Raw genomic sequence first — 20,852 nt, forward strand, 5'->3', positions numbered from 1 at the left:
TGATTATTTTTTAACTTCTGGAGTATTGTTTAAAAGACTTTGAATACCTGTAGCTTTAACAATTTCTACTTTAACATTTTCAGCTATTTCAACTTCTACTTTGTCGTTATCAATTAATCTTTCTACTCTTCCCGTAATACCACCTGAAGTGACTACTTTATCACCTCTTTTTAAACCTTCGACCATTGCTTTATGCTCTTTAACTTTTTTTTGTTGTGGTCTTATTAAGAAAAAATAAAAAATAACAAAAATTAATATTAAGGGTATAAACTGACCTATTCCTGAACCATCCATAAATCTCCTTTAAATTATGGCATTCTTATACTATCTAACTAATTAAAACAACTTTAATTGTTAGAAATCAATTCCATATTATTCATATAAGGTCTTAGAACTTTAGGAATTTTAATAGTACCATCTTTTTGCTGATAGTTTTCCATTATTGCAATCAGAGTTCTTCCAACAGCTAAACCACTACCATTCAACGTACCCACAAAAACATTTTCCTTATTATTGTTTTTATATCTTGCCTTCATACGCTGAGCTTGAAAGGTAGAACATGATGAACATGAAGATATTTCTCTATACTTATTTTCAGATGGTAACCAAACTTCAATATCATAAGTCTTCTCTGCACTAAATCCCATGTCACCTGAACATAAAATTACTTTTCGATAAGCTAATTCTAATTTATCTAGTATGTCAGTAGCACAATTTGTCATTCTCTCTAATTCTTCTAAACATTTTTCATTTTCAACAATGCTTACCATTTCAACTTTGTAAAATTGATGCTGCCTAATCATACCCCTTGTATCCTTTCCATAACTTCCAGCTTCTTTTCTAAAACAAGGAGTTGAAGCAACAAATCTCATTGGTAAATTATTAAGATCAATCATTTTATCTTTAACAATGTTAGTTAAAATAACCTCAGCTGTTGGTATCAAAAATTTTCTATCTGAACCTTCTTCAAATTTAATTTCAAACTGGTCATTTTCAAATTTTGGTAACTGTCCAGTTCCATACATCGTGCTTTCAGATGCCATTAATGGTGGTGATATCTCCTGATAACCATTTTGATGAATATGAGTATCAAGCATAAAATTTGATATAGCTCTTTCTAAAAGAGCCAATTTATCTTTTACAAATACAAATCTTGATCCAGTAGTTTTTGTAGCTAAATCAAAATCAAGCATATTTAGTTTTTCACCTAATTCGTAATGTGTTTTAGGTTCAAATTCTAAATTAGGTATCTCTCCTGATTTTAATATTTCTTTGTTATCATTTTCATCTTTACCATTTGGGACATCTTCATGAGGTACATTGGGTATACTAGACAGCAAACTATCTAGATCAAACTTAATTTTTTTTTGATCTTCTACAATTTTGTCGAGGTCTTTGCTTATTTCTTTAGATTTCTTAAATAAACTCTCATCTTTGGATTTAGAAATATCTTTTTTTTCTTTTTCTAAACTTTCTTTTTTTTGAATTAAATCTCTATTTTGTTCATCTAATTTTTGAATTTTTTCAAAATCTACATTTATGTTTCTTTTTTCAAGAGATTTTTTAAATTTAGAAAAATCTTTTCGTATTTCTTTAATGTTATGCATCTTCTTTTTGTAAATTTTTATTTTCTATAAATTTTACTGAAAATATTGATAATTCATACAGAATTAATAAAGGTATTGCTAAACCTATTTGAGTTATTGGATCTGGTGGTGTTAACAATGCAGCTGCTGCAAATATAATAACAACTACATATTTTCTTCTCTCTTTTAAAAATTGACTATCAACTATTCCAATTCTTGCTAATAAACTTAAAACAACTGGTAACTGAAAACTGATACCAAAAGCAAAAATTAATTTCATAACTAGTGATAAATATTCATTAACTTTAGCCTCTAATTGAATTGGTAAATTTGTAGAAAGACCTGTGCTTTCAAATGAAAGAAAGAATTTAATCGCAAGTGGCATTATCAAATAATAAACGAGCATACCTCCTAAAAAAAATAATATTGGTGTTAATACAAGGTAAGGCAGAATTGCTACCTTTTCATGTTTGTACAAACCAGGTGCAATAAATTTCCAAATTTGCATCAAGATAAAAGGACATGTAACAAAAAAAGCAGTGAAGAATGATACTTTAAGATATGTTAAAAAAGTCTCTTGTAAAGCTGTAAATATCAATCTTCGATCAGAACCATCTTCTTTTACAGCTTGTGCAAATGGATCAACTAGAAAACCATAGATATGTTCTGCAAATAAATAACAAATTACAAAAAAGATAAATAAAAAGATAAAGCTATTTATTAACCTTTTTCTTAGTTCCGTTAGGTGACTAACAAATCCACTTTCCTGATCTTCATTACTCATCTTTTTTAGTTTCTTTTTTTATTTCGTTATCAATTTTTTCTTCATCTATCTCTAGATTTGAAACTTCATTTTGAATGTTGTTTACATATCTTTTAGCTGATCCAATCCAAGACCCTGCTTTCTTTAACATTACTGGAAAATCCTTTGGACCGAGAACTATTATAGCAATAGCAACAACTATTAAAATTTCAAACCAACCGATAGTAGGCATTTGAATTAATTTTTGTTATCCGAGTCTTTGTTTTCGTCAGATATATTTTTTGGCTCTGTGTCGTCAGTTACATCTGACGCCATTCCTTTTTTAAAACTTTTAATACCCTTAGCTACATCACCCATTAAGCTTGAAATTTTTCCTCTTCCAAACAATAAAACAACCAATATAACTACAATAGCTATTTGCCAAATTCCTATACTCATGAAAAACTTATAACCTTTTTAAGGTTATTTTGAAAGTTACTTTTTTATTAATCTTTCTCTTTAGGATCTAGAGTGCTATTGAGCATTTCATCTATATTGGAATAAATATCCTCTTTTTTCTCTTCTTGCTTTTCTTTGTAAAATTTTCCAGTTCCAAAAATAGCATTATCAACACTTGAACTATCAATTAAACCAGCAGCACCTAATTCATCAATTGTTGGAAGATCAGATAATTTTTGTATGTTAAAATGGCTTAGAAAATCATCAGTGGTTATGTATTGAATTGGTCTTCCTGGAACATCTTTTCGACCACCAGGTTTTACCCAATTCAATTCCATTAATATCTCTAAAGTGTTAGTACCAAAAGCAACACCTCTTATTTCCTCTATTTCAGCTCTAGTAACCGGTTGATGATAAACAATTATAGCCAATGTCTCTACTGCAGCTCTAGACAATTTCTTTTCAACAGTTTTTTCTTGGGACATCAAACTTGATAAATTTGGTGATGTTCTAAAAGACCACTTATCTTTTATACAAATTAAATTAATTCCCCTATTTAAATATTCTTGTCTTAATTTTTCTAAAGACTCTGGAACATTACCTTTTTTAGAAATTTTACTTTCTATAGTATCTAGATCTAAAGGCTCAGCTGCTGCAAAAATAATTGCTTCAATTTCTTTATCTAAATCTGATAATTTTGATGGAAATTTTACAACATTATCTTTTGAAACTTTTGCTTTTTTAATCATTTATTTCCTTTATATAAACTTCATCAAACAATTTATCTTGTTTAATAGATAAATTTCCTTCTTTAACCAATTCTAATGATCCAGCAAATATCCCAGCCTTACCAGTTCTTTTGTATTTTGAACCACTTTTAAAATTACTTGGTATTAATTCATCAAGTTTTTTCCATTCAAATAATTTACCAAAAAAATCCTTAATAGTTTTAATACCATCTTCAGTTGTAAATACAGGAAGTTTTGGAATATTCATTTTTTGAAAATCTTTAGTCATTATTATTGTTGAGTAAGCTTTCATTAGTTCAAATAAACTTAAGTTATACTCAGTACTATAAATAGATCTAATATTTCCTTTCATGCCTCTAGTTCTTATTTCTCTGCCCAATCTTTTTCTTTTAAGCATTTGTTCGGATAATAATCTGATTAATTCTAATTTTTTTAGCTGTAATTTTAACTTTTCAGCAACTTCTTGTACTTTAAATTCTTCTTCTGGAGTACCAGGTAAAAGTAATTTTGATTTTAAATAAGCTAACCATGTTGCCATTAAAAGATATTCAGAAGCAATTTCTAAATTTAAGTTTTTTTCCTTAGTAATATACTCATGGAACTGATCTGCTAACTTAGTTATAGATATTTCTTCTAAATCAACTTTTTGGGCTTTCGCTAAATCTAAGAGAACGTCTAATGGACCATTATAATTATTTATATCAACATTGAATAATTCAGAATCACTAGAAGACATAAAAAGATATTAGCTTAAAATTTTATAAAATTGAGATGTTTTTTTTACAACAAAACTATTCACTTGAGGTGAATTTTCCGCAACTATCTTCATTTCTTTCATATTTCCATTACAATGAAGAGCTAGGTTGCAACCTGCACTGAATAAATTAATGGTATTAAGTTTTAAATCATCGCTTAAACTCTTCATTGATAAGTCATCTGAAATTAAAATATTCTTAAATCCTATATTTTTCCTAATAATATTAATTATTTTTTTAGAGTGTGTGGCAGTGTTATTTTTATCAATTTTTGAATAAACAACATGACCTGTCATTGCAAATAAGCATTTCTTCTTTTTAAATGTCCAAAAATCGTTTTTAAGAAGATATCTATATGTTTTGTTAATAATCGGTGTTGAGTAATGACTGTCGACTTTTGCTAAACCATGACCAGGTATATGCTTCATTACAGTTCCTATTGAGTTATTTTGAAATAATTCAATACAAATATCCCCTAATTTAGAGACAATTTTTTTATTTTTTGAATAAGATCGATCACCAATTACCTTGCTAGCGCCATTAACTCTAAGGTCTAAAACTGGAACAGTATTAATATTCACACCAATTAAATTCAATAAATAAGAAGTCTTATCTACAAATAACTTATAAACGATTTCAAATTTTTTTTTATCTTTATTAAACAAATCTCCAAAAAATTCAGATGTCATATTATCAAAGGAAATTAAATTTCTTAATCTGTTTACTCTTCCTCCTTCCTGATCAATCATAATTGGATATTTTTTATCCTTAAAAATTTTTCTAATGCTAGAGGTTAATTTTTTAACTTGATCAAAAGATTTAATATTTCTAGTAAATAGGATAATTCCCCAGGGTTTATATTTTTTTAGAAATAAAATTTCATTTTTAGATAATTTTGTTGATTTTAAACCAACTATAAAAGATTTTCTTTTACTTATCATTGTCTAATAATTTCCAAAAATTAAATTTTTTCTTTTTCTTTTTGTTTGTTTGCTTAACATACTCAATTACATTTTGAGTATCATTCTCTAAAACTGGTAAATTTTTTGAATATAATTTTATTTTTTCATCAATATTTTGATGAGATCTGTATGATTTTTTTTTGTGTTCATCTGAAAAATAATATTTTCCTGTAAAAAAAATAAATAAAAGTATTACTAAAACAAATATTAAGTATTTTATTTCTTTAAGCATTACATTTGATTTGGTGTATCTACACCAACAATATCCATACCTGTTTTTATTACATTAGAAATAGCCTTCAAAAAGATCAATTTATCTGGTGAGACTGTTTTTTGATCATTAATGAACCTTTTTTCAGGAAATTGTTTTCCTAAATTCCAATACGAGTGAAATTCCGATGCAAGATCGTATAAGTAAATAGGTATTCTATGTGGTTCTAATTTTGTACTAGCTGCGTCAATACATTTTGGCCACTCAGATAATTTTTTTAAAATTTTAATTTCATCATTAGAATATTCAAAATTGAAATCATATAATTCAATTTTTGAATTTAAGTCTTTATCTATATGTCTAAATACAGATGAAATTCTTGCGTAACAATATTGAACATAATATAATGGATTGTCCTTAGATTTTTCTTTGACTGCATCGAAATCAAAATCTAATTCAACATCACTACTTCTGTTAAGCATAATAAATCTTGTTGCATCTCTTCCAACTTCTTCAATCAAGTCATCTACGGTAATATAATCTCCTTTTCTTTTTGACATTTTGAAAGGCTTGTTATCTTTGATTAACTTTACCAACTGACTAATTTTACAAATTAATGTATCTTTTTTTCCTGACAGTGCTTCAACAGATGAAGTAATCCGTTTTATGTAACCTGCGTGATCTGCTCCAAGAATATTGATTAAGTAATCGAAATTTCTATCAACTTTATTTTTATGATAAGCAACGTCACTTGCAAAATAAGTCCATGTGCCATCAGATTTTTGAAGTGCACGATCTTTATCGTCACCAAATTCTGTTGATTTAAATAATAATTGCTCTCTTTCAACCCAATCTTTGTTATCTTCACCAGCGGGGGCTTTGATTTTTCCTTTATAAATAAAGTTATTTTTTTCTAAAAAATCTATTACACTTTCAACTTCATTGTTTAATACAATACTTTTTTCACTAACAAAATTATCATGTTTAATACCCAAGCTTTTAAGATTGTTTTTGATAAGCAGAAGTGCCTGCTCTATTGATAAGGCAGTTAATTTATCACTAATTTCGTCAAAATTATCAAATTTAAGATCTGAATTATTTGAAATTATATTTTTTGCAAAATCAATTAGATAATCCCCAGGATACAAATCAGGATTATCTTCAGGAAATGTTTCTTTAAAATGAACTTCTCTAATTCTAAAATATACGGATTTAGTAAAATTTATAATTTGGTTACCATAATCATTCACATAATATTCTCTTGTAACTTTATGTTTATTAAAAATTAAAACATTAGAGATAACATCGCCTAGAATAGCACCTCTACAATGTCCTACATGCAAAGGACCTGTAGGGTTTGCCGAAACAAACTCCACTAAATAATTATTTTTTTTCTCTTTCTCATTAATTCCAAAATTATCTGCATTATCTGTAATATCTTTAATAAAATTTGACCAAAAAGATGGTTTAAATTTAATATTAATAAATCCTGGTCTGGCTACAGATATTGTTTCAATTTTGCTGTCATTATTTTTAATTTCAGGAGCAAGTTTTTCTGCAAGCTGTAATGGTGAGGTTTTATTGATTTTTGATAAAACCATTGCAACATTTGTTGAAATATCACAATTAAATTTTGGTGGAGGTATTTCTGCATTAATACCATTAAAACTCTCTGGAATTTCTAGCTGATTATTTTTATTCAAATCAACAATAACTGATTTAATTTTGTCTAAATATAATTCAAAAATATTCATTTATTATGGTTATAAAGGTTAACAGCATATCTATCAGTCATACCAGATATAAAATCTGAAATAGCTCTATATTTGTCTTTAGTCAATTGATCTTTGGACAAAAATTTTCTTGGATTTGATTTAATTATTTTAAACAATTTCTTAATTATTAATTTACCTTTATGATTTTTTTTCAATACTGATTTATTGTCATACATTTTGTGTCTCAAGAAAGATTTAATTTCTTTTTCTGCACTCTTAATTTGATTAGAAAAGCAAACGATTAACTCATTAGATTTCGTTACATCTCTTGAGGATTTTACCTTAAGCTTTTGAATATTTTTTTGAGTGTTGCTCAATAAATCTCTAACCATGAGGTCAATTGAGTCTCTTATAATTTGATTTATTGCAATTTTATAATTTTTACTAGTAATTTTATTTTTATATTTTTTATGAATATTTTTAAAAAAATCTATTTCAACCAATTCTTCCATTTTAAAAAGGTTAGCTTTTATTCCGTCTTGAATGTCGTGATTATTATATGCAATATCATCTGAAATTGCTGAAATTTGAGCTTCAAGAGACGGAAATGTATTATACGTAATTTTACCTTTAAAAGCTTTTGACCCTATTAACTTATTAACTAAACCAATATCCTCAACAGGTCCGTTATGTTTAAGAAGACCTTCTAAAGTTTCTACAGTTAAGTTTAATCCCTTAAACTTAAAGTACTTATTTTCTAAAAACATAACTATTCTTAAAGTTTGAAGATTGTGATCAAATCCACCATAATTCACCATACATTCATGCAAGGCATCTTCTCCAGCATGACCGAACGGAGTGTGGCCTAAATCATGTGCCAAACTTAAAGTTTCGGCTAAATCCTCATTTAATTTTAAATATTTTGCTATTGATCTTGCAATCTGAGCAACTTCTATTGAGTGAGTAATCCTTGTTCTAAAATGATCTCCTTCTGTATTAACAAATACTTGGGTTTTGTGTTTTAACCTTCTAAATGATGCACTATGAATAATACGATCTCTATCTCTTTGAAAAGGAGATCGATATTTTGAGTTAGCTTCCTTAATTAGTCTGCCTTTACTTTTGTATACCCCTAACAAAGCGTCTTTTTTCATCCTTTAATTAAAATAATTAAGTATTATATTAGTAATATCAGTGTTGAGACATGATTAAAGAAATTAAATTTACAGATAATGCGTTAAAACAAATAGAAAGTTTGTTAGCAAAAAAAGACAAAGGATCTTTTTTTAGAATCGCAATTAAAGGTGGGGGATGTTCAGGATTTCAATACGAATTCACTTTTGATAAATCAAAACAAGATGACGATTTAAATTATCAAAATATTTTAATTGATAAAACTTCTGCAGATTTACTTAAAGGATCTGAAGTTGATTATGTTTCTGAATTAATAGGTGAACAATTTAAAATATCTAACCCACAAACAAAATCCTCTTGCGGCTGTGGTGTTTCTTTCTCGCTTTAATGCTGATTTCATCCTGGAATGTCAATTCTGTAAGAGCAAGAATTGAAAATATCAAAAGTTATTTATTAAAATATAAACCTGATATTTTAATGATGCAGGAAATCAAGACTGAGGATATCAATTTTCCTTATGATGAATTTTCTTCAATGGATTACGAAAGTCATGTATTTGGGCAAAAAAGTTATAATGGCGTAGCAATAATTTCTAAAAATAAATTAAAAAATATTAAAACTGATTTAATTAAAGATAAATTAAAACAATCAAGAATAATTTCAGCTGAGTTTGAATATAAGAAAAAAACTGTTCAATTAATTAATATATACACTCCAAATGGAAATCCTGTTGATACTGAAAAATATGACTACAAAAAAAATTGGCTAGATCAATTAATTAAACAAATGAAAACTTTATCTAAGAAAAATCCAAATTTAATTCTAGCTGGCGATTTTAATATAATTCCATCAGCAGAAGATGTTTACAATGTAAAAAGTTTTGAGGATGACGCTTTATATAGGTTGGAAATCAGAAAAAAATTTAGAGAGATGATAAATCTAGGTTTCAATGATGTATATAGATATTTTAATGAAGAGGATGAAGGATATACATTTTGGGATTATATGAGAGGTGCCTGGCAAAAAAATAATGGTATGAGAATTGATCATTTTTTAGTTTCAAATTCACTAATAGATCAAATTAAGGATATAAATATCAACAAAGATCCTCGTGGAAGAGAAAAACCCTCTGACCACACTCCTATTGAAATTACTTTAGCTTAAAGATTTAATTTTATTAACTAACTCTTCGTTTATATTTCTTGGACCAGTGTCCAATCTATTTTTATGACGTCTTTCACCTGGTAATCTTACTTCACCCATTGATTTCATCTTCTCAAAAAATTCTTCTGCATGTTTTTGCCAATCAGTTCCTGAAGTTTTATCTGGACTTATTGCCAATATAAATTCACCCCCACTTGGAGGACCACCATCATTATTATCTTTTGCAGCTGTTTCATAACTAAAATTATCACCAACTAAAGCGCCTGCTAATAATTCAACCATCATTGCAATTGCAGAACCTTTATAACCACCGAAAGGTAACAATACTCCACCGTCAGTAATTTCACCTGGATCAGTTGTTTCTTTTCCATCTTTAGTTAATCCTGTTCCAAGTGGAACTTTGTGCCCTTCTCTTTTAGCAACTTGGACTTCTCCCATTGCCATTGATGCAGTTGCCATATCGTAAACAACTGGAGTTTTACCAGGTCTTGGCCAAGCAAACGAAATTGGGTTTGTTCCAAATAATGGCTTTATTGCTCCTGCAGGTGCTACTGCAGGTTTGTAAGATGTGCAAGCAAATGCAACTAAACCATCTTCAGCTAATTTTTCTGTTTCAGGCCACATAGCAGCCATATGATGTGAATTGTTTATTGCTAATACTGCAACACCATTTTCTTTTGAAGCTTGAGCTAGCTCTGGTAATCCTTTATTTAATACAACAGGTGCTAAACAATTATTTCCTTCAACTTTAATTACTGATGGAGATATTTTTTTTACTTCAGGTTTTCCTTTTCCATTAATTTTTCCACTTTTAAGACCAGCAATGTATGCAGGTAATCTAAACAAACCATGTGATACAGAACCATCTCTTTCGGCATTTCTGATTAAATCTGATAAAATTGATGCTGTCTCATCATCGCATCCATTAGCTAAGAGTGTTTTTTTAGCTAAATCATAAATTTCATCTAATGTAAGTGCTACAGTAGTCACTCAATCATTAAATATTATTTATGCTTACTTTTCAAATCCTTTTTTAAATCTTCGTGATCACCTACAACGGTATGATATTTACTTTTAGTTACATATTTTTCCAAGAATGGAACAGCTAACAAAGGTAAAAATCCTCCAATCACAATACCCAATGCTGCGCTTTGTAAATCTGGATCGGCTAAAGCTGCTATAAAGTCAGCAATAATATGTGCAAAAACAATTCCAACAATTCCAGCTATTGCTCCATTTGATATAATTTTAAGAAATCTATTAATACTCCAACCTGTATAAAAACCTATCAAAGGAATTAAAGTATGAATAAATCCAAAGGTTGCTCCCCTTAAAATACTGTGCTCTTCTATTAGCTCTTCCATAAAATGAAGGATTTCAGGTAAGTCATGAGAATGTCCCTCTGCGGCTTGAACAGCAGTTAAACTAAATAAGTAGAAGGCTGAAGATAAAAAACCTATTTTTTTCATTAATTACACTCCTTGCATGTTGTTAGCACTTCCATTTTAAATTTATTAAAATCATATTTTTTAATATTGTTTTTTTTAAAAAATTCTAAAAAGATATTTGATTTAAGTTCCTCTGTGTCACCACATTTCTCACATATTGCTATAGCTGTATTATGATTATCTTCATGAGTATGATTGCATAAAATATAAGTTTTAGTTTGATTTGATTTATGTATTCTCTCTTCTTCAATCAAACTGTCCAGAGCTCTATAAACAGTCATTGGTTGAGTTTTTTTAATTTTTTGTAGCTTATCTAAAATCTCATAAGCAGTTAAATGCTTGGATGATTTTTTAATTATATTAAAGACTAATTCTTTATTAGACATATTGTTATGTTATAACATAACAAAATATTGTCAACATAATTTAACACTTATGTTTAAAAAAATTATTGTTTAGATTAGATGTTTTTGATTATAGTAGACTAATGAAAGACTTAGATTTATTTAAGAAAAATGGATTTATCGTTAAAGAAAACCTCATTTCTCAAACAAAGATAAACAAAATAAATAAAATTGTTAATGAAGTAATTTCAAAAGAAAAGAAAAGAAAAAAACGTAATGGTGCAAATGGAACTCAATCCTATAATAATTACCATTTTGTTTACAATGCAGACTCATCAAAAAATAAAGAAATATTAAGATTAAATAACCCTCAGAACAGGCATAAAATCTTCTATGAATTATCTAGAGATAAAAAGATTATATCCATAGCTAAAAAATTGTTAGGTGGAACAGTTAGATTTCATCTTGGTAAATTAAACTTTAAGCTTCCAAATAAGAAAAAAGGTAGTGAAATTGGATGGCACCAAGATTGGGCTTTTTACCCTCATACTAACGATGATTTAATCACAGTTGGTATATATTTAGATGATTGCTATGAGAAAAATGGGCCTCTTAAAATAATAAAAAACTCACACAAAAAGAAATTATACAGTCACCACAGCAAAGAAAATTATTTTGTTGGAAAAATAGATACTAAAAAAAATAAAATAGGAACTAAAGATAGTGTTTCTATAACTGGAACTGCTGGAACAGTTGTTTTTTTTCATTGCAGATCAGTTCATGGATCAGGACACAATCTTATGAATAACTCAAGACCTCTAATTTTATTTGGTTATAGAGCTTGTGATGCTTGGCCATTAATCAATGATGGAAACCCTCACCCTGAAGTTAATTTAGAAAATTATGACAAAAATATTATTGTAGGAAATAAATCAATAAAACCAAGATTAACTAAAGTTCCAACAATAATCCCACTACCTAAGAAGAAACATTATGTTTCTATCTACGAACTGCAAAAAAATTAAATTAAATTCTTTGTAATAAATCTTTAACATAACATTCATATAAACTTTGAATGTTATTTTTAAAAAAATATCTCAAATGGATAAGTACATTCTTAGTATTAACTGGTATTTTACTTACAAATCTTAATATTTATCCACTGAATATATATTTTCATGGACTTGGTGTTGTTGGATGGACAATTTCAGGGTTTTTATTAAAGGATAAGGCTATCTTAACTAATTTTGGATTACAAATTCCACTATTTGTAATTGGTATTTATAAAATTATTTTTTAATGAAAAATATATTATTTGTATGCACTGGTAATTCTGCAAGAAGTATTATAGCTGAGAGTATTATAAATAACGAATACTCGAATATATTTAAAGCTTTTAGTGCTGGAAGTAATCCATCAGGAAAAATCAATCAAGATGTTAAAAGTTTTTTAGAGAAAAACAAAAATTATGATCTAAGAAATTATAGCTCTAAAAACTTTGAAGAATTTATAAATAATGAAATAAAAATGGATCATGTATTCACTGTATGCAATAACGCAAATAATGAGGTGTGCCCTATCTGGCCACAAAAGGAACAAATAATACATTGGGACATAGAAGATCCTGTATCTAAACTTCAAAGTGCAAATAATGAAGAAAAGCAAATAATTATTAGAAACACATTCAATATTATAAGTAGTAAAATTAAAGATTGGATAAATGAAAAATAAAAGTAGATATTTTCTTTCAGAATTTATTGGAAGTTGCTTTCTAGTAATGATCATAGTTGGATCAGGTTTAATGGCTGAAAATCTGACTAACGATATAGCTGTAATGCTAATTGCCAATACTATAGCAACAGGTGCCGGTTTATTTGTGTTAATTACAGTATTCGCTGATGTATCAGGCGCTCATTTTAATCCATTTGTTAGTATTGCAATGACAATTACGGGAAAATTAAAAAAAAGATTACTTCCTTTTTATATTTCTGCTCAGATCTTAGGGTGCATGTTGGGGGTTGCTTTAGCTAACTTCTTTTTTGAACATCAAATATTTGAGCTATCAACAAAATCAAGAGATGGCATTTATATATTTGTATCAGAAATAGTAGCTACATTAGGTCTTATAATGATAATTTTTGGTTCAATGAAATCAGGTAAAATTACTGTAGCTGCTTCAGTTGGTTTGTATATTACAGCTGGTTATTGGTTTACTTCATCAACATCATTTGCAAATCCTGCAGTTGCAATAGCTAGAACTTTTACAGAATCTTTTACGGGTATAAATTATTTAAATACACCATTTTATATAATGGCAGAATTAATTGGAATGATAATAGCTGTTTATCTAGTAAAAAAAGTTTTTTTAAATAAGTGAATAACCAGAAGATCTTACAGTTCTAATTAATTCTTTTTTATTTTTTAAATTAACAGATTGTCTTAATCTTCTGATATGGACATCAATAGTTCTGCTTTCAACATTCACATTATTTGGCCAAACATTTTCTAAAATTTGATCTCTTGAATAAACTCTCTTAGGATTAGTTAAAAAAAATTCCAACAATCTAAATTCTGTTGGTCCAAGCTTAATTTCTTGTTGATCTCTAAACACTCTTTTTTCAATTCTATCTAAGCTTAGATCTTCATACTCTAAACTATCAGATATTATATTTGGATTAGATCTTCTTAACACAGCTTTAATTCTTGCCATTAATTCATTAAAGCTGAACGGTTTAGTTAAATAGTCATCTACGCCACTATCTAGACCTTTTATTTTGTCTTCCTCTTCACCTTTAGCGGTTAGCATAATCACAGGTAAACTTTTAAAACTATTATCTTTTCTTATACTTTTGCAAATTTCTATCCCTGAAAGATCAGGCAACATCCAATCTAATAATAGTAGATCAGGTTGAAATTTTTTTAATTCTTTTAAACCATCATTACCGTTTAATGAGGATGAAACTATAAAACCGTTTTTTTCTAGATTATGTTGAACTAATTGAATTATTGAAGGTTCGTCTTCAATAATAAATATCTTACCATTCATTTTTATTCTTGAATAACTTTTCCTTTAGGTCTGCTACCTTTTAAGTATTCACCTTTAATTAAAAAACAAATTGTTTCTGCTATATTAGTTATATGATCTCCAGCTCTTTCAAGATTTTTTGTTGCAAAAATCAAATGAGTTGAAAAATCTAAATTCTTTTTATCTTTTGAGAGAAAGTCAATAACACTTTCCATGGCTATATAGGTCAAATCATCAACTTGTTCATCTTTTTCCCATACCTCTTTAGCTTTGTCATAATTTTTATTTACATAACTATCTAGAACATCATTTAATTGTTTAATTACTAAATCTCCTAATCTCTTTAAATTTCCTAATAATTCTTCAGGTAAATCTAATGGTAAAGGTTTTACTTTTTTTGCGTTACTTTTTGATAGATCACCTATTCTTTCTAAATCTTGAGATATTTTTAAAGAACTGATTGTTTCTCTTAAATCAATAGCCATAGGTGCTCTTTTGACTAGTAATGTCATAATCTGAGTATCTATTTTGGATCTGAATTTATTTATTTCTTCATCGCTTTTAATAATTTTATCAATAGAGTCTTTATCAACTTTGATTACAGCATCCATAGAGTCAACCATTTGAGACTCTGTTAAACTTCCCATTTTAATTACTGAATCAATTAAGTATCTTAATTCTTCTTCGTATGATTTTACCGTGTGCTCATTACTCATAATTTATCCAAATCTACCTGTAATATAGTCTTGTGTCATTTTATTGTCAGGATTTTTAAAAATTTTCTCTGTTTTACCTACCTCAATTAACTTACCTAGATGGAAAAAGCCTGTTTTTTGTGAAACTCTAACTGCTTGAGCCATTGAGTGTGTTACAATCACAATTGTATATGTTATTTTAAGTTCATCGATTAATTCTTCAATTTTTGCTGTTGCTATAGGGTCTAATGCTGAACAAGGTTCGTCCATTAATATAACTTCAGGATTTACAGAGATTGCTCTTGCGATACAAAGTCGTTGTTGTTGACCCCCAGAAAGTCCTGTACCTGGTTCGTCAAGTCGATCCTTCACCTCTTCCCATAGAGCAGCTTTTCTTAAGCTACTCTCAACGATTTCATCTAATTCACTTTTAGTTTCACCTTTTCCATGAATTTTTGGACCATATGAAATGTTATCATAAATACTTTTTGGAAATGGATTTGGTTTTTGAAAGACCATTCCTACTCTCTCTCTTAAAGATACAACATCTAAATTTTTGTCATTAATTTCAATACCATCAATTTCTATATTTCCAGTAACTTTACAGATATCAATAACATCGTTCATCCTGTTCAAACATCGAATAAAAGTAGATTTTCCACAACCAGATGGACCAATTAAAGCTGTAACCTCTTTTTCATTTAAATCCAAATTAACATCAAACAATGCTTGCTTCTCACCGTAATAAACATTTAAGTTAGTTGATTTAATTTTTACTTCGCTCATTAGTTCCATCTTTTCTCAAATTTCTGTCTTAAATATACCGCTAAGAAATTCATTACAATTAAAAAACTTAATAACATCATGATAGTAGCAGATGTTTTCTCTACAAATCCTCTTTCGGCAGACTCAGACCACAAATATACTTGAACAGGTAGAGAGGCTGAAGGATCTATTGGTGTTGAAGGAATATCAACTACAAATGCAACCATACCAATTAATATTAATGGAGCTGTTTCTCCTAAAGCTTGTGCTAATCCTATAATTGTTCCAGACAAAGTTCCAGGCAACGCTAAAGGAACAACATGATGGAATACAGATTGAAATTTGGAAGCACCAACTGCTAAAGCCCCTTCTCGTATTGATGGAGGTACTGCCTTCAATGAAGCTCTACAAGGTATAATTATCCTAGGCAGTGTCATTAAAGCTAAAGTTATTCCAGCAACTAATGGTGTGGATCTTGGCAATTGGATTGTGGCTAATAATATTTGTAAAGCTAATAAACCATAAACTATTGAGGGAACAGCAGCTAAATTATTGATATTAATTTCTATAAAATCAGTAATCTTATTTTTGGGAGCAAATTCCTCTAAATAAATTGAAGCTAACACTGCAACAGGAAAAGCTAATAATAAACAGATAATTATACTGTAAAAAGATCCAACTAAAGCACCACCAATACCAGCAAGTTCAGGATCACGAGAATCTCCATTTTTAAAAAAATAATTATTAAAATTCTTAATAATTTTTTTATTTTCAACTAACGTATCATAAATAACTAATTGAAAATCTGATATTCTTCTTCTGTCTTCTGGTAAATCTCTTGGATAATTTCCTTTATGTAACTGATCAATATCATCTGATGCTGTAATCTCTACATTGAATGTTTTTCCAATTAAATTATTATTTTCTAAAAAAGCTCTTTTAATTTCAATCTCAGCATCTGTTGTGAATAAGTCAATCAATTGATTTTCTTGATCTAAATCCTTAGCAGGATAAACTTTTAACAAACTCTCAATAGTAACATCATAAAAATCAGCATCTAAAATCTCATTGTCTGTAGCTCCATTTTGAATTTCTAAAAGTTCTTGATCAAAAAAAACTTCAACATTTATTGCTGTTTTCATGAATGCAGAACTTCCTTTTGAAAAAATATTGTGAACCAAAATAAAAACAAACAACAATGCTACAAAAATTGATGCTAGACCATAAAATCTAAATCTTTTTTCAGCATTATGTCTTTTTTTTAATCTTTGTTCTTTAGTCATATTTCTCTCGATATTTTTTAACAGCTCTTTGTGCTATATAATTAAGAACAAGAGTTGCTATGAACAAAGTTAATCCTAAAGCAAAAGCAGATTGAGTTTTTGGACTATCAAACTCTTGGTCACCAACTAAAATCATTACAATCTGAGTGGTTATAGTTGTTGTGGATTCTAATGGGTTAATAGTTAAATTTGCTGCAAGACCAGCTGCCATAACAACAATCATTGTTTCACCAATTGCTCTTGATACTGCAAGTAAAACTGAGCCAATGATACCTGGTAATGCAGCAGGTATAACAACTTTTTTTATTGTTTCAGACTTTGTTGCACCTATTGCATAAGAACCATCTCTTAAAGATTGTGGGACCGAATTAATAACATCATCAGACAATGATGACACATAAGGAATGATCATAATACCCATAATTAATCCTGCTGCTAGAGCACTTTCCGATGATACAGTTAATCCTAAATTTTCACCAATTTGTCTAAAAAAAGGACCAACGGTTAGGGCTGCAAAAAATCCATAAACAACTGTTGGAATACCAGCTAAGATTTCAATTATTGGTTTTGATATTCTCCTTATTTTTAGTGAAGCGTATTCTGCCATATAAATTCCAGAAAATAACCCAATTGGAACTGCAACTAACATGGCAATTAAAGCAATAAATGAGGTTCCTGCTATCAATGGAATAAATCCAAATGCATCTTTAAGCTCTTCGTATTCGGCTGCTGTGATTGCAGAGGCATCACTAACAAAAGCTCTTTGAGGACTCCAATTAGTCCCAAATAAATAATCAAAAATATTTATCACTGAGAAAAACTTTATACTTTCAAATAAAAGTGAAAAAATTATTCCTAAAGTGGTTAAAATTGCAATTAGAGATGAAGCAAATAATAATCCTTTTAAAATTTTTTCAACATCATCTCTTGCTTTGTTATTATTTTTGATTTTTTTTAACGAATAAATTACTGAAGCAATGACAATAGTAAAAATTAATACTATTTTTGAATTAGTAAAAATATTAATAAATTTTGCATATGAAATTGCACTTTCTTTTAAAATAATATCTATATCTCCAAAAAAAGTACCAGCATAAATAGCTTTAATTTTTTCATAAACTAAATTTGCTTCATTCTTATCATTAAAAATAGCTCCCTTATTTGCAGCAGTTTCAATAATTATTGATTTAATAATTACTGGTTCGAACAATGTCCAGATAACCAGGAACACTAAAGAAGGTATCGAACACCATAATACCAGGTAGTATCCATAAAATTTTGGAAGTGCGTTTAATTTAATATTTTTGTTTATTGAGATACTTTTAGTTTTTGATTTACCATAAAAAAATAAAGATAATGAAAATATTGATATTAAGAAAATTAAGACGAAGTTCATTCGAAATGATGTCTATCTTTTAAATGTTACAGTTTTGTTACAAATTAAATTCTAGATTGAATAAAAAAAAGGCCAGATAAACTGGCCTTTTTTTGAAAATAAGATTTTAATTAATTAATACTTATTGTGTTTAAATCTAATGCTGCAGTTCGAGTAACTTTGTACTTGTCAGATGCTAAAGGAACTAATCCAATTTTTCCTAAGTATCCTCTGTTACCCATAGCTTTTTTAGAAGTAAACTCTTTTAAGTATTCCTCAATACCAGGAACAACACCAATATGTGCTTTTTTAACGTAAAAGAATAATGGTCTTGCAATTGGGTATGAGTAATCTTGAATACCTTCTAGAGATGGTTGTACACCTTCAATAGAAGCTGCTTTTACCTTATCTTTATTTGCCACAAGGTAACTGTAACCAAAGAAACCATAAGCATCAGGATTTGATGTTAATTTTTGTACAATAAGAGTGTCATTTTCACCAGCCTCAACTGCATAACCATCTTCTCTCATTTTTGCACATTCTTTTTTAGCTTTTTTACCAGCTGCATCATAAAGAGATTTTGCAGTTTTAGAGCAACCTTTACCCATCACTAATGAATTCCAAGCATCTCTCGTTCCTGATGTTGGGGGTGCAATTAAAATTTCAATTTTTTTGTTAGGAAGACTTGCATCAATATCACTCCATTTTTTATAAGGATTTTCAACAAGTTTACCATCAACATCGACTTTAGCTGCTAATGCTCTCCATAATTGCTCTTTTGTAAAGTTAGAGTCTGGAGCACTAACTGCATGTGCAAAAGAAATACCATCATTACCTACTACAATTTCAATAATTTCAGATACGCCATTTTTTTCACATAATGCTTTTTCTTTTGGTTTAATCGCTCTTGATGCATTAGTTACATCTGGGTGGTTAACACCTACACCAGCGCAGAACAATTTCATTCCACCACCAGTACCTGTACTTTCGATTACAGGGGTTTTAAACTTCCCGCTTTTACCGAATTTTTCTGCAACTACTGTTGCGTAAGGATATACAGTAGAAGATCCTACAATTTTGATTTGATCTCTTGAGTAACTAGTTGTTGTAAAACTAAGTACTAAAAGAAATCCAAATATTACACTTATTACTTTTTTCATAATTCTCCTTTTTAGATTTATAATGCGAACTAAATAGATTTGATTCTTAAATATTTTATTAAAGGAAGGTTAAACTTTTGTTACAACCACTAACTTTTTAGTTGTATTAAAGTGAGTTGAATTTTATATCTATTGTTGTCCCTTGATTTTCTACACTATTAATATCCATTTCAGCTCTATGTTGCGAAACTAAATGTTTAACAATAGCTAAACCAAGCCCAGTTCCTCCAACACTACGACTTTTGCTAGGATCAACTGTAAAAAATCTCTCTGTGATTCTATGCAAAGATTCTTTTGGTATACCTATTCCCTGATCTGCTATTGAAACAATATTAAATTCACCATCTTTTTTTGTAGAAATTGTGATTTCTTTATTTTTGTCACTATATTTAATTGAGTTATCAATAAGGTTTGTAAAAATTTCAATTAATTTATCTCTGTCACCAATTATTTTAAAATTTTCAATTTTATTAAATTTAATTTTAATATTATTTTTACTAATTATTTTTTCGTATGTTTTAATTACATAATCTAACAATTCTATTAAATCTATCTCATGAGTTGGCCTTATGTGCTCTTGCAGTTCAATTTTTGATAATGACAATAAATCTCTAATCAAATTTTCCATTCTTTCTGATTGAGATATCATTACTGGTAGCAAATTGTTTATTTCTGAATTTTTTTTTAATTCTGAATTGTCATCAAAGGTCTCAAGGCCCATTTTAATTGACTGTAATGGTGTTCTAAGTTCATGAGAAACATTAGCTACAAAATCTGATTTTAGCTGCTGAAATTTATGGAATTCAGTTAAATCTCTCATTAGCAGCACGCATGATTGTTCATCAAAAAAAATGTTATTGTGATCTAAATAAGCAGTGATATTTAATCTTTGAGTTGCTTGATTTCTGATTTCAATTTCTAAATCTGTAACATTTGTACCCTCAAAAGTTTTATCAATAGAATTTAAAAGATCTGGATTACGTAAAAATCCACTTATATTTTCATTTAATTTTATTTGAAAAAGTTTATTTGAGGAATTGTTGCTAAAAATGATTTTTTTACTTTTATCTAATATAATTACTGCTTCTGGAATATAATTTAGTAAATCGTACAAATTATTTCTGTAATCTTTACTTTCAACAATTCTAACTGTTTGTTTTTCAGAATTTTCTTCAACATTAATTCCAAATACTTTTTCTTTCTTAAGTAACAAAAAAGTCAATATTGCAATAATAAGTAACAAAATTACATGCAAAAGATCCATGCTGATATAGTAATTG

General features: G+C 28.4%; 27 protein-coding genes. 6 read left to right on the forward strand and 21 right to left on the reverse strand.

The window, feature by feature from the left end; genetic code table 11:
- Nucleotides 1-3: 3 nt before the first annotated feature.
- From yajC to ACQY31_RS00820, 11 genes are read right to left on the reverse strand one after another with little or no spacing between them, the layout of a single operon-like run.
- A complete protein-coding gene (gene yajC, locus ACQY31_RS00770) occupies nt 4-294 on the reverse strand; it encodes a preprotein translocase subunit YajC (protein ID WP_428080130.1) in 291 nt (96 codons plus the stop codon).
- Nucleotides 295-347: 53 nt separating this feature from the next.
- Complete coding sequence (gene serS, locus ACQY31_RS00775; protein ID WP_428080131.1) at nt 348-1,607, reverse strand: serine--tRNA ligase; 1,260 nt, start codon at nt 1,605-1,607, stop codon at nt 348-350.
- Nucleotides 1,600-2,370 carry a twin-arginine translocase subunit TatC gene (gene tatC / locus ACQY31_RS00780; RefSeq protein ID WP_428080132.1) on the reverse strand — a complete coding sequence of 257 codons (771 nt, stop codon included), beginning with the start codon at nt 2,368-2,370 and terminating at the stop codon, nt 1,600-1,602. The genes serS and tatC overlap by 8 nt, the downstream gene beginning before the upstream one ends.
- Nucleotides 2,363-2,581: a Sec-independent protein translocase protein TatB gene (gene tatB, locus ACQY31_RS00785; protein WP_428080133.1), complete on the reverse strand. Its 219-nt coding sequence runs from the start codon at nt 2,579-2,581 to the stop codon at nt 2,363-2,365. The genes tatC and tatB overlap by 8 nt, the downstream gene beginning before the upstream one ends.
- Nucleotides 2,582-2,586: 5 nt before the next feature.
- Nucleotides 2,587-2,787: a twin-arginine translocase TatA/TatE family subunit gene (tatA, locus tag ACQY31_RS00790; protein ID WP_428080134.1), complete on the reverse strand. Its 201-nt coding sequence runs from the start codon at nt 2,785-2,787 to the stop codon at nt 2,587-2,589.
- Nucleotides 2,788-2,834: 47 nt separating this feature from the next.
- Complete coding sequence (gene scpB / locus ACQY31_RS00795; protein ID WP_428080135.1) at nt 2,835-3,536, reverse strand: SMC-Scp complex subunit ScpB; 702 nt, start codon at nt 3,534-3,536, stop codon at nt 2,835-2,837.
- Nucleotides 3,529-4,272, reverse strand: coding sequence for a segregation and condensation protein A (locus tag ACQY31_RS00800; RefSeq protein WP_428080136.1), 744 nt, complete (start codon nt 4,270-4,272; stop codon nt 3,529-3,531). The genes scpB and ACQY31_RS00800 overlap by 8 nt, the downstream gene beginning before the upstream one ends.
- A gap of 9 nt (nt 4,273-4,281) precedes the next feature.
- Nucleotides 4,282-5,232 carry a glycoside hydrolase family 3 N-terminal domain-containing protein gene (locus ACQY31_RS00805; RefSeq protein ID WP_428080137.1) on the reverse strand — a complete coding sequence of 317 codons (951 nt, stop codon included), beginning with the start codon at nt 5,230-5,232 and terminating at the stop codon, nt 4,282-4,284.
- Nucleotides 5,222-5,485 carry a hypothetical protein gene (locus ACQY31_RS00810; RefSeq protein ID WP_262589227.1) on the reverse strand — a complete coding sequence of 88 codons (264 nt, stop codon included), beginning with the start codon at nt 5,483-5,485 and terminating at the stop codon, nt 5,222-5,224. Before ACQY31_RS00810 ends, ACQY31_RS00805 begins: the two co-directional genes overlap by 11 nt.
- Nucleotides 5,485-7,218 carry an arginine--tRNA ligase gene (gene argS / locus ACQY31_RS00815; protein WP_428080138.1) on the reverse strand — a complete coding sequence of 578 codons (1,734 nt, stop codon included), beginning with the start codon at nt 7,216-7,218 and terminating at the stop codon, nt 5,485-5,487. Before argS ends, ACQY31_RS00810 begins: the two co-directional genes overlap by 1 nt.
- Entirely contained in the window at nt 7,215-8,333 is a 1,119-nt protein-coding gene (locus tag ACQY31_RS00820) for a deoxyguanosinetriphosphate triphosphohydrolase (protein WP_428080139.1), read from the reverse strand. Before ACQY31_RS00820 ends, argS begins: the two co-directional genes overlap by 4 nt.
- A gap of 50 nt (nt 8,334-8,383) precedes the next feature.
- Between ACQY31_RS00820 and ACQY31_RS00825 the strand changes: the two genes are divergently transcribed.
- Both ACQY31_RS00825 and xth read left to right on the forward strand, forming a co-directional pair.
- On the forward strand, nt 8,384-8,701 hold the full coding sequence (locus ACQY31_RS00825; RefSeq protein WP_262589230.1) for a HesB/IscA family protein: 318 nt from the start codon (nt 8,384-8,386) through the stop codon (nt 8,699-8,701).
- Nucleotides 8,701-9,477: an exodeoxyribonuclease III gene (gene xth / locus ACQY31_RS00830; protein ID WP_428080140.1), complete on the forward strand. Its 777-nt coding sequence runs from the start codon at nt 8,701-8,703 to the stop codon at nt 9,475-9,477. The genes ACQY31_RS00825 and xth overlap by 1 nt, the downstream gene beginning before the upstream one ends.
- Here the strand turns inward: xth and ACQY31_RS00835 are convergent.
- Genes ACQY31_RS00835 through ACQY31_RS00845 form a run of 3 tightly spaced genes read right to left on the reverse strand, consistent with a single transcriptional unit; the run spans nt 9,469 to nt 11,311 of the window.
- The gene (locus tag ACQY31_RS00835) at nt 9,469-10,467 is read right to left on the reverse strand and encodes an Ldh family oxidoreductase (protein ID WP_428080141.1); all 999 of its coding nucleotides are present in this window, start codon (nt 10,465-10,467) and stop codon (nt 9,469-9,471) included. The genes xth and ACQY31_RS00835 overlap by 9 nt on opposite strands.
- A 14-nt stretch (nt 10,468-10,481) precedes the next feature.
- Nucleotides 10,482-10,946, reverse strand: a complete 465-nt coding sequence (locus ACQY31_RS00840) for a hypothetical protein (RefSeq protein ID WP_428080142.1) — start codon at nt 10,944-10,946, stop codon at nt 10,482-10,484.
- Nucleotides 10,946-11,311 (reverse strand): Fur family transcriptional regulator, encoded by a 366-nt coding sequence (locus ACQY31_RS00845; RefSeq protein WP_428080143.1) that lies wholly within the window; start codon nt 11,309-11,311, stop codon nt 10,946-10,948. The genes ACQY31_RS00840 and ACQY31_RS00845 overlap by 1 nt, the downstream gene beginning before the upstream one ends.
- A gap of 101 nt (nt 11,312-11,412) precedes the next feature.
- On the opposite strand from ACQY31_RS00845, the gene ACQY31_RS00850 reads away from it, so the two are divergent.
- Genes ACQY31_RS00850 through ACQY31_RS00865 form a run of 4 tightly spaced genes read left to right on the forward strand, consistent with a single transcriptional unit; the run spans nt 11,413 to nt 13,646 of the window.
- Nucleotides 11,413-12,294, forward strand: a complete 882-nt coding sequence (locus ACQY31_RS00850) for a phytanoyl-CoA dioxygenase family protein (protein ID WP_428080144.1) — start codon at nt 11,413-11,415, stop codon at nt 12,292-12,294.
- 50 nt (nt 12,295-12,344) lie between these two features.
- Nucleotides 12,345-12,569 carry a DUF6552 family protein gene (locus ACQY31_RS00855; protein ID WP_075506507.1) on the forward strand — a complete coding sequence of 75 codons (225 nt, stop codon included), beginning with the start codon at nt 12,345-12,347 and terminating at the stop codon, nt 12,567-12,569.
- The gene (locus tag ACQY31_RS00860) at nt 12,569-13,000 is read left to right on the forward strand and encodes an arsenate reductase ArsC (RefSeq protein ID WP_428080145.1); all 432 of its coding nucleotides are present in this window, start codon (nt 12,569-12,571) and stop codon (nt 12,998-13,000) included. The genes ACQY31_RS00855 and ACQY31_RS00860 overlap by 1 nt, the downstream gene beginning before the upstream one ends.
- Nucleotides 12,990-13,646 carry an MIP/aquaporin family protein gene (locus tag ACQY31_RS00865; protein WP_428080146.1) on the forward strand — a complete coding sequence of 219 codons (657 nt, stop codon included), beginning with the start codon at nt 12,990-12,992 and terminating at the stop codon, nt 13,644-13,646. The genes ACQY31_RS00860 and ACQY31_RS00865 overlap by 11 nt, the downstream gene beginning before the upstream one ends.
- Here ACQY31_RS00865 and phoB read toward each other — a convergent pair.
- The 7 genes from phoB to ACQY31_RS00900 all read right to left on the reverse strand — a co-directional run bounded on the left by phoB (nt 13,635) and on the right by ACQY31_RS00900 (nt 20,836).
- Nucleotides 13,635-14,315, reverse strand: a complete 681-nt coding sequence (gene phoB / locus ACQY31_RS00870; protein WP_428080147.1) for a phosphate regulon transcriptional regulator PhoB — start codon at nt 14,313-14,315, stop codon at nt 13,635-13,637. The two genes, ACQY31_RS00865 and phoB, sit on opposite strands and share 12 nt — an antisense overlap.
- 2 nt (nt 14,316-14,317) lie before the next feature.
- Nucleotides 14,318-15,010 (reverse strand): phosphate signaling complex protein PhoU, encoded by a 693-nt coding sequence (phoU, locus tag ACQY31_RS00875; protein ID WP_428080148.1) that lies wholly within the window; start codon nt 15,008-15,010, stop codon nt 14,318-14,320.
- Between the two features lie 3 nt (nt 15,011-15,013).
- Nucleotides 15,014-15,775 carry a phosphate ABC transporter ATP-binding protein PstB gene (pstB, locus tag ACQY31_RS00880; RefSeq protein WP_428080149.1) on the reverse strand — a complete coding sequence of 254 codons (762 nt, stop codon included), beginning with the start codon at nt 15,773-15,775 and terminating at the stop codon, nt 15,014-15,016.
- A complete protein-coding gene (gene pstA, locus ACQY31_RS00885; protein WP_428080150.1) occupies nt 15,775-17,037 on the reverse strand; it encodes a phosphate ABC transporter permease PstA in 1,263 nt (420 codons plus the stop codon). Before pstA ends, pstB begins: the two co-directional genes overlap by 1 nt.
- A complete protein-coding gene (gene pstC, locus ACQY31_RS00890) occupies nt 17,030-18,433 on the reverse strand; it encodes a phosphate ABC transporter permease subunit PstC (protein WP_262589244.1) in 1,404 nt (467 codons plus the stop codon). The genes pstA and pstC overlap by 8 nt, the downstream gene beginning before the upstream one ends.
- A 110-nt stretch (nt 18,434-18,543) precedes the next feature.
- Nucleotides 18,544-19,572 (reverse strand): substrate-binding domain-containing protein, encoded by a 1,029-nt coding sequence (locus ACQY31_RS00895; RefSeq protein WP_428080151.1) that lies wholly within the window; start codon nt 19,570-19,572, stop codon nt 18,544-18,546.
- A 106-nt stretch (nt 19,573-19,678) separates the two neighbouring features.
- Nucleotides 19,679-20,836, reverse strand: a complete 1,158-nt coding sequence (locus ACQY31_RS00900) for an ATP-binding protein (RefSeq protein WP_428080152.1) — start codon at nt 20,834-20,836, stop codon at nt 19,679-19,681.
- Nucleotides 20,837-20,852: the final 16 nt, after the last annotated feature.

This window comes from Candidatus Pelagibacter sp. (genome assembly GCF_965262185.1).
Taxonomy (GTDB): domain Bacteria; phylum Pseudomonadota; class Alphaproteobacteria; order Pelagibacterales; family Pelagibacteraceae; genus Pelagibacter.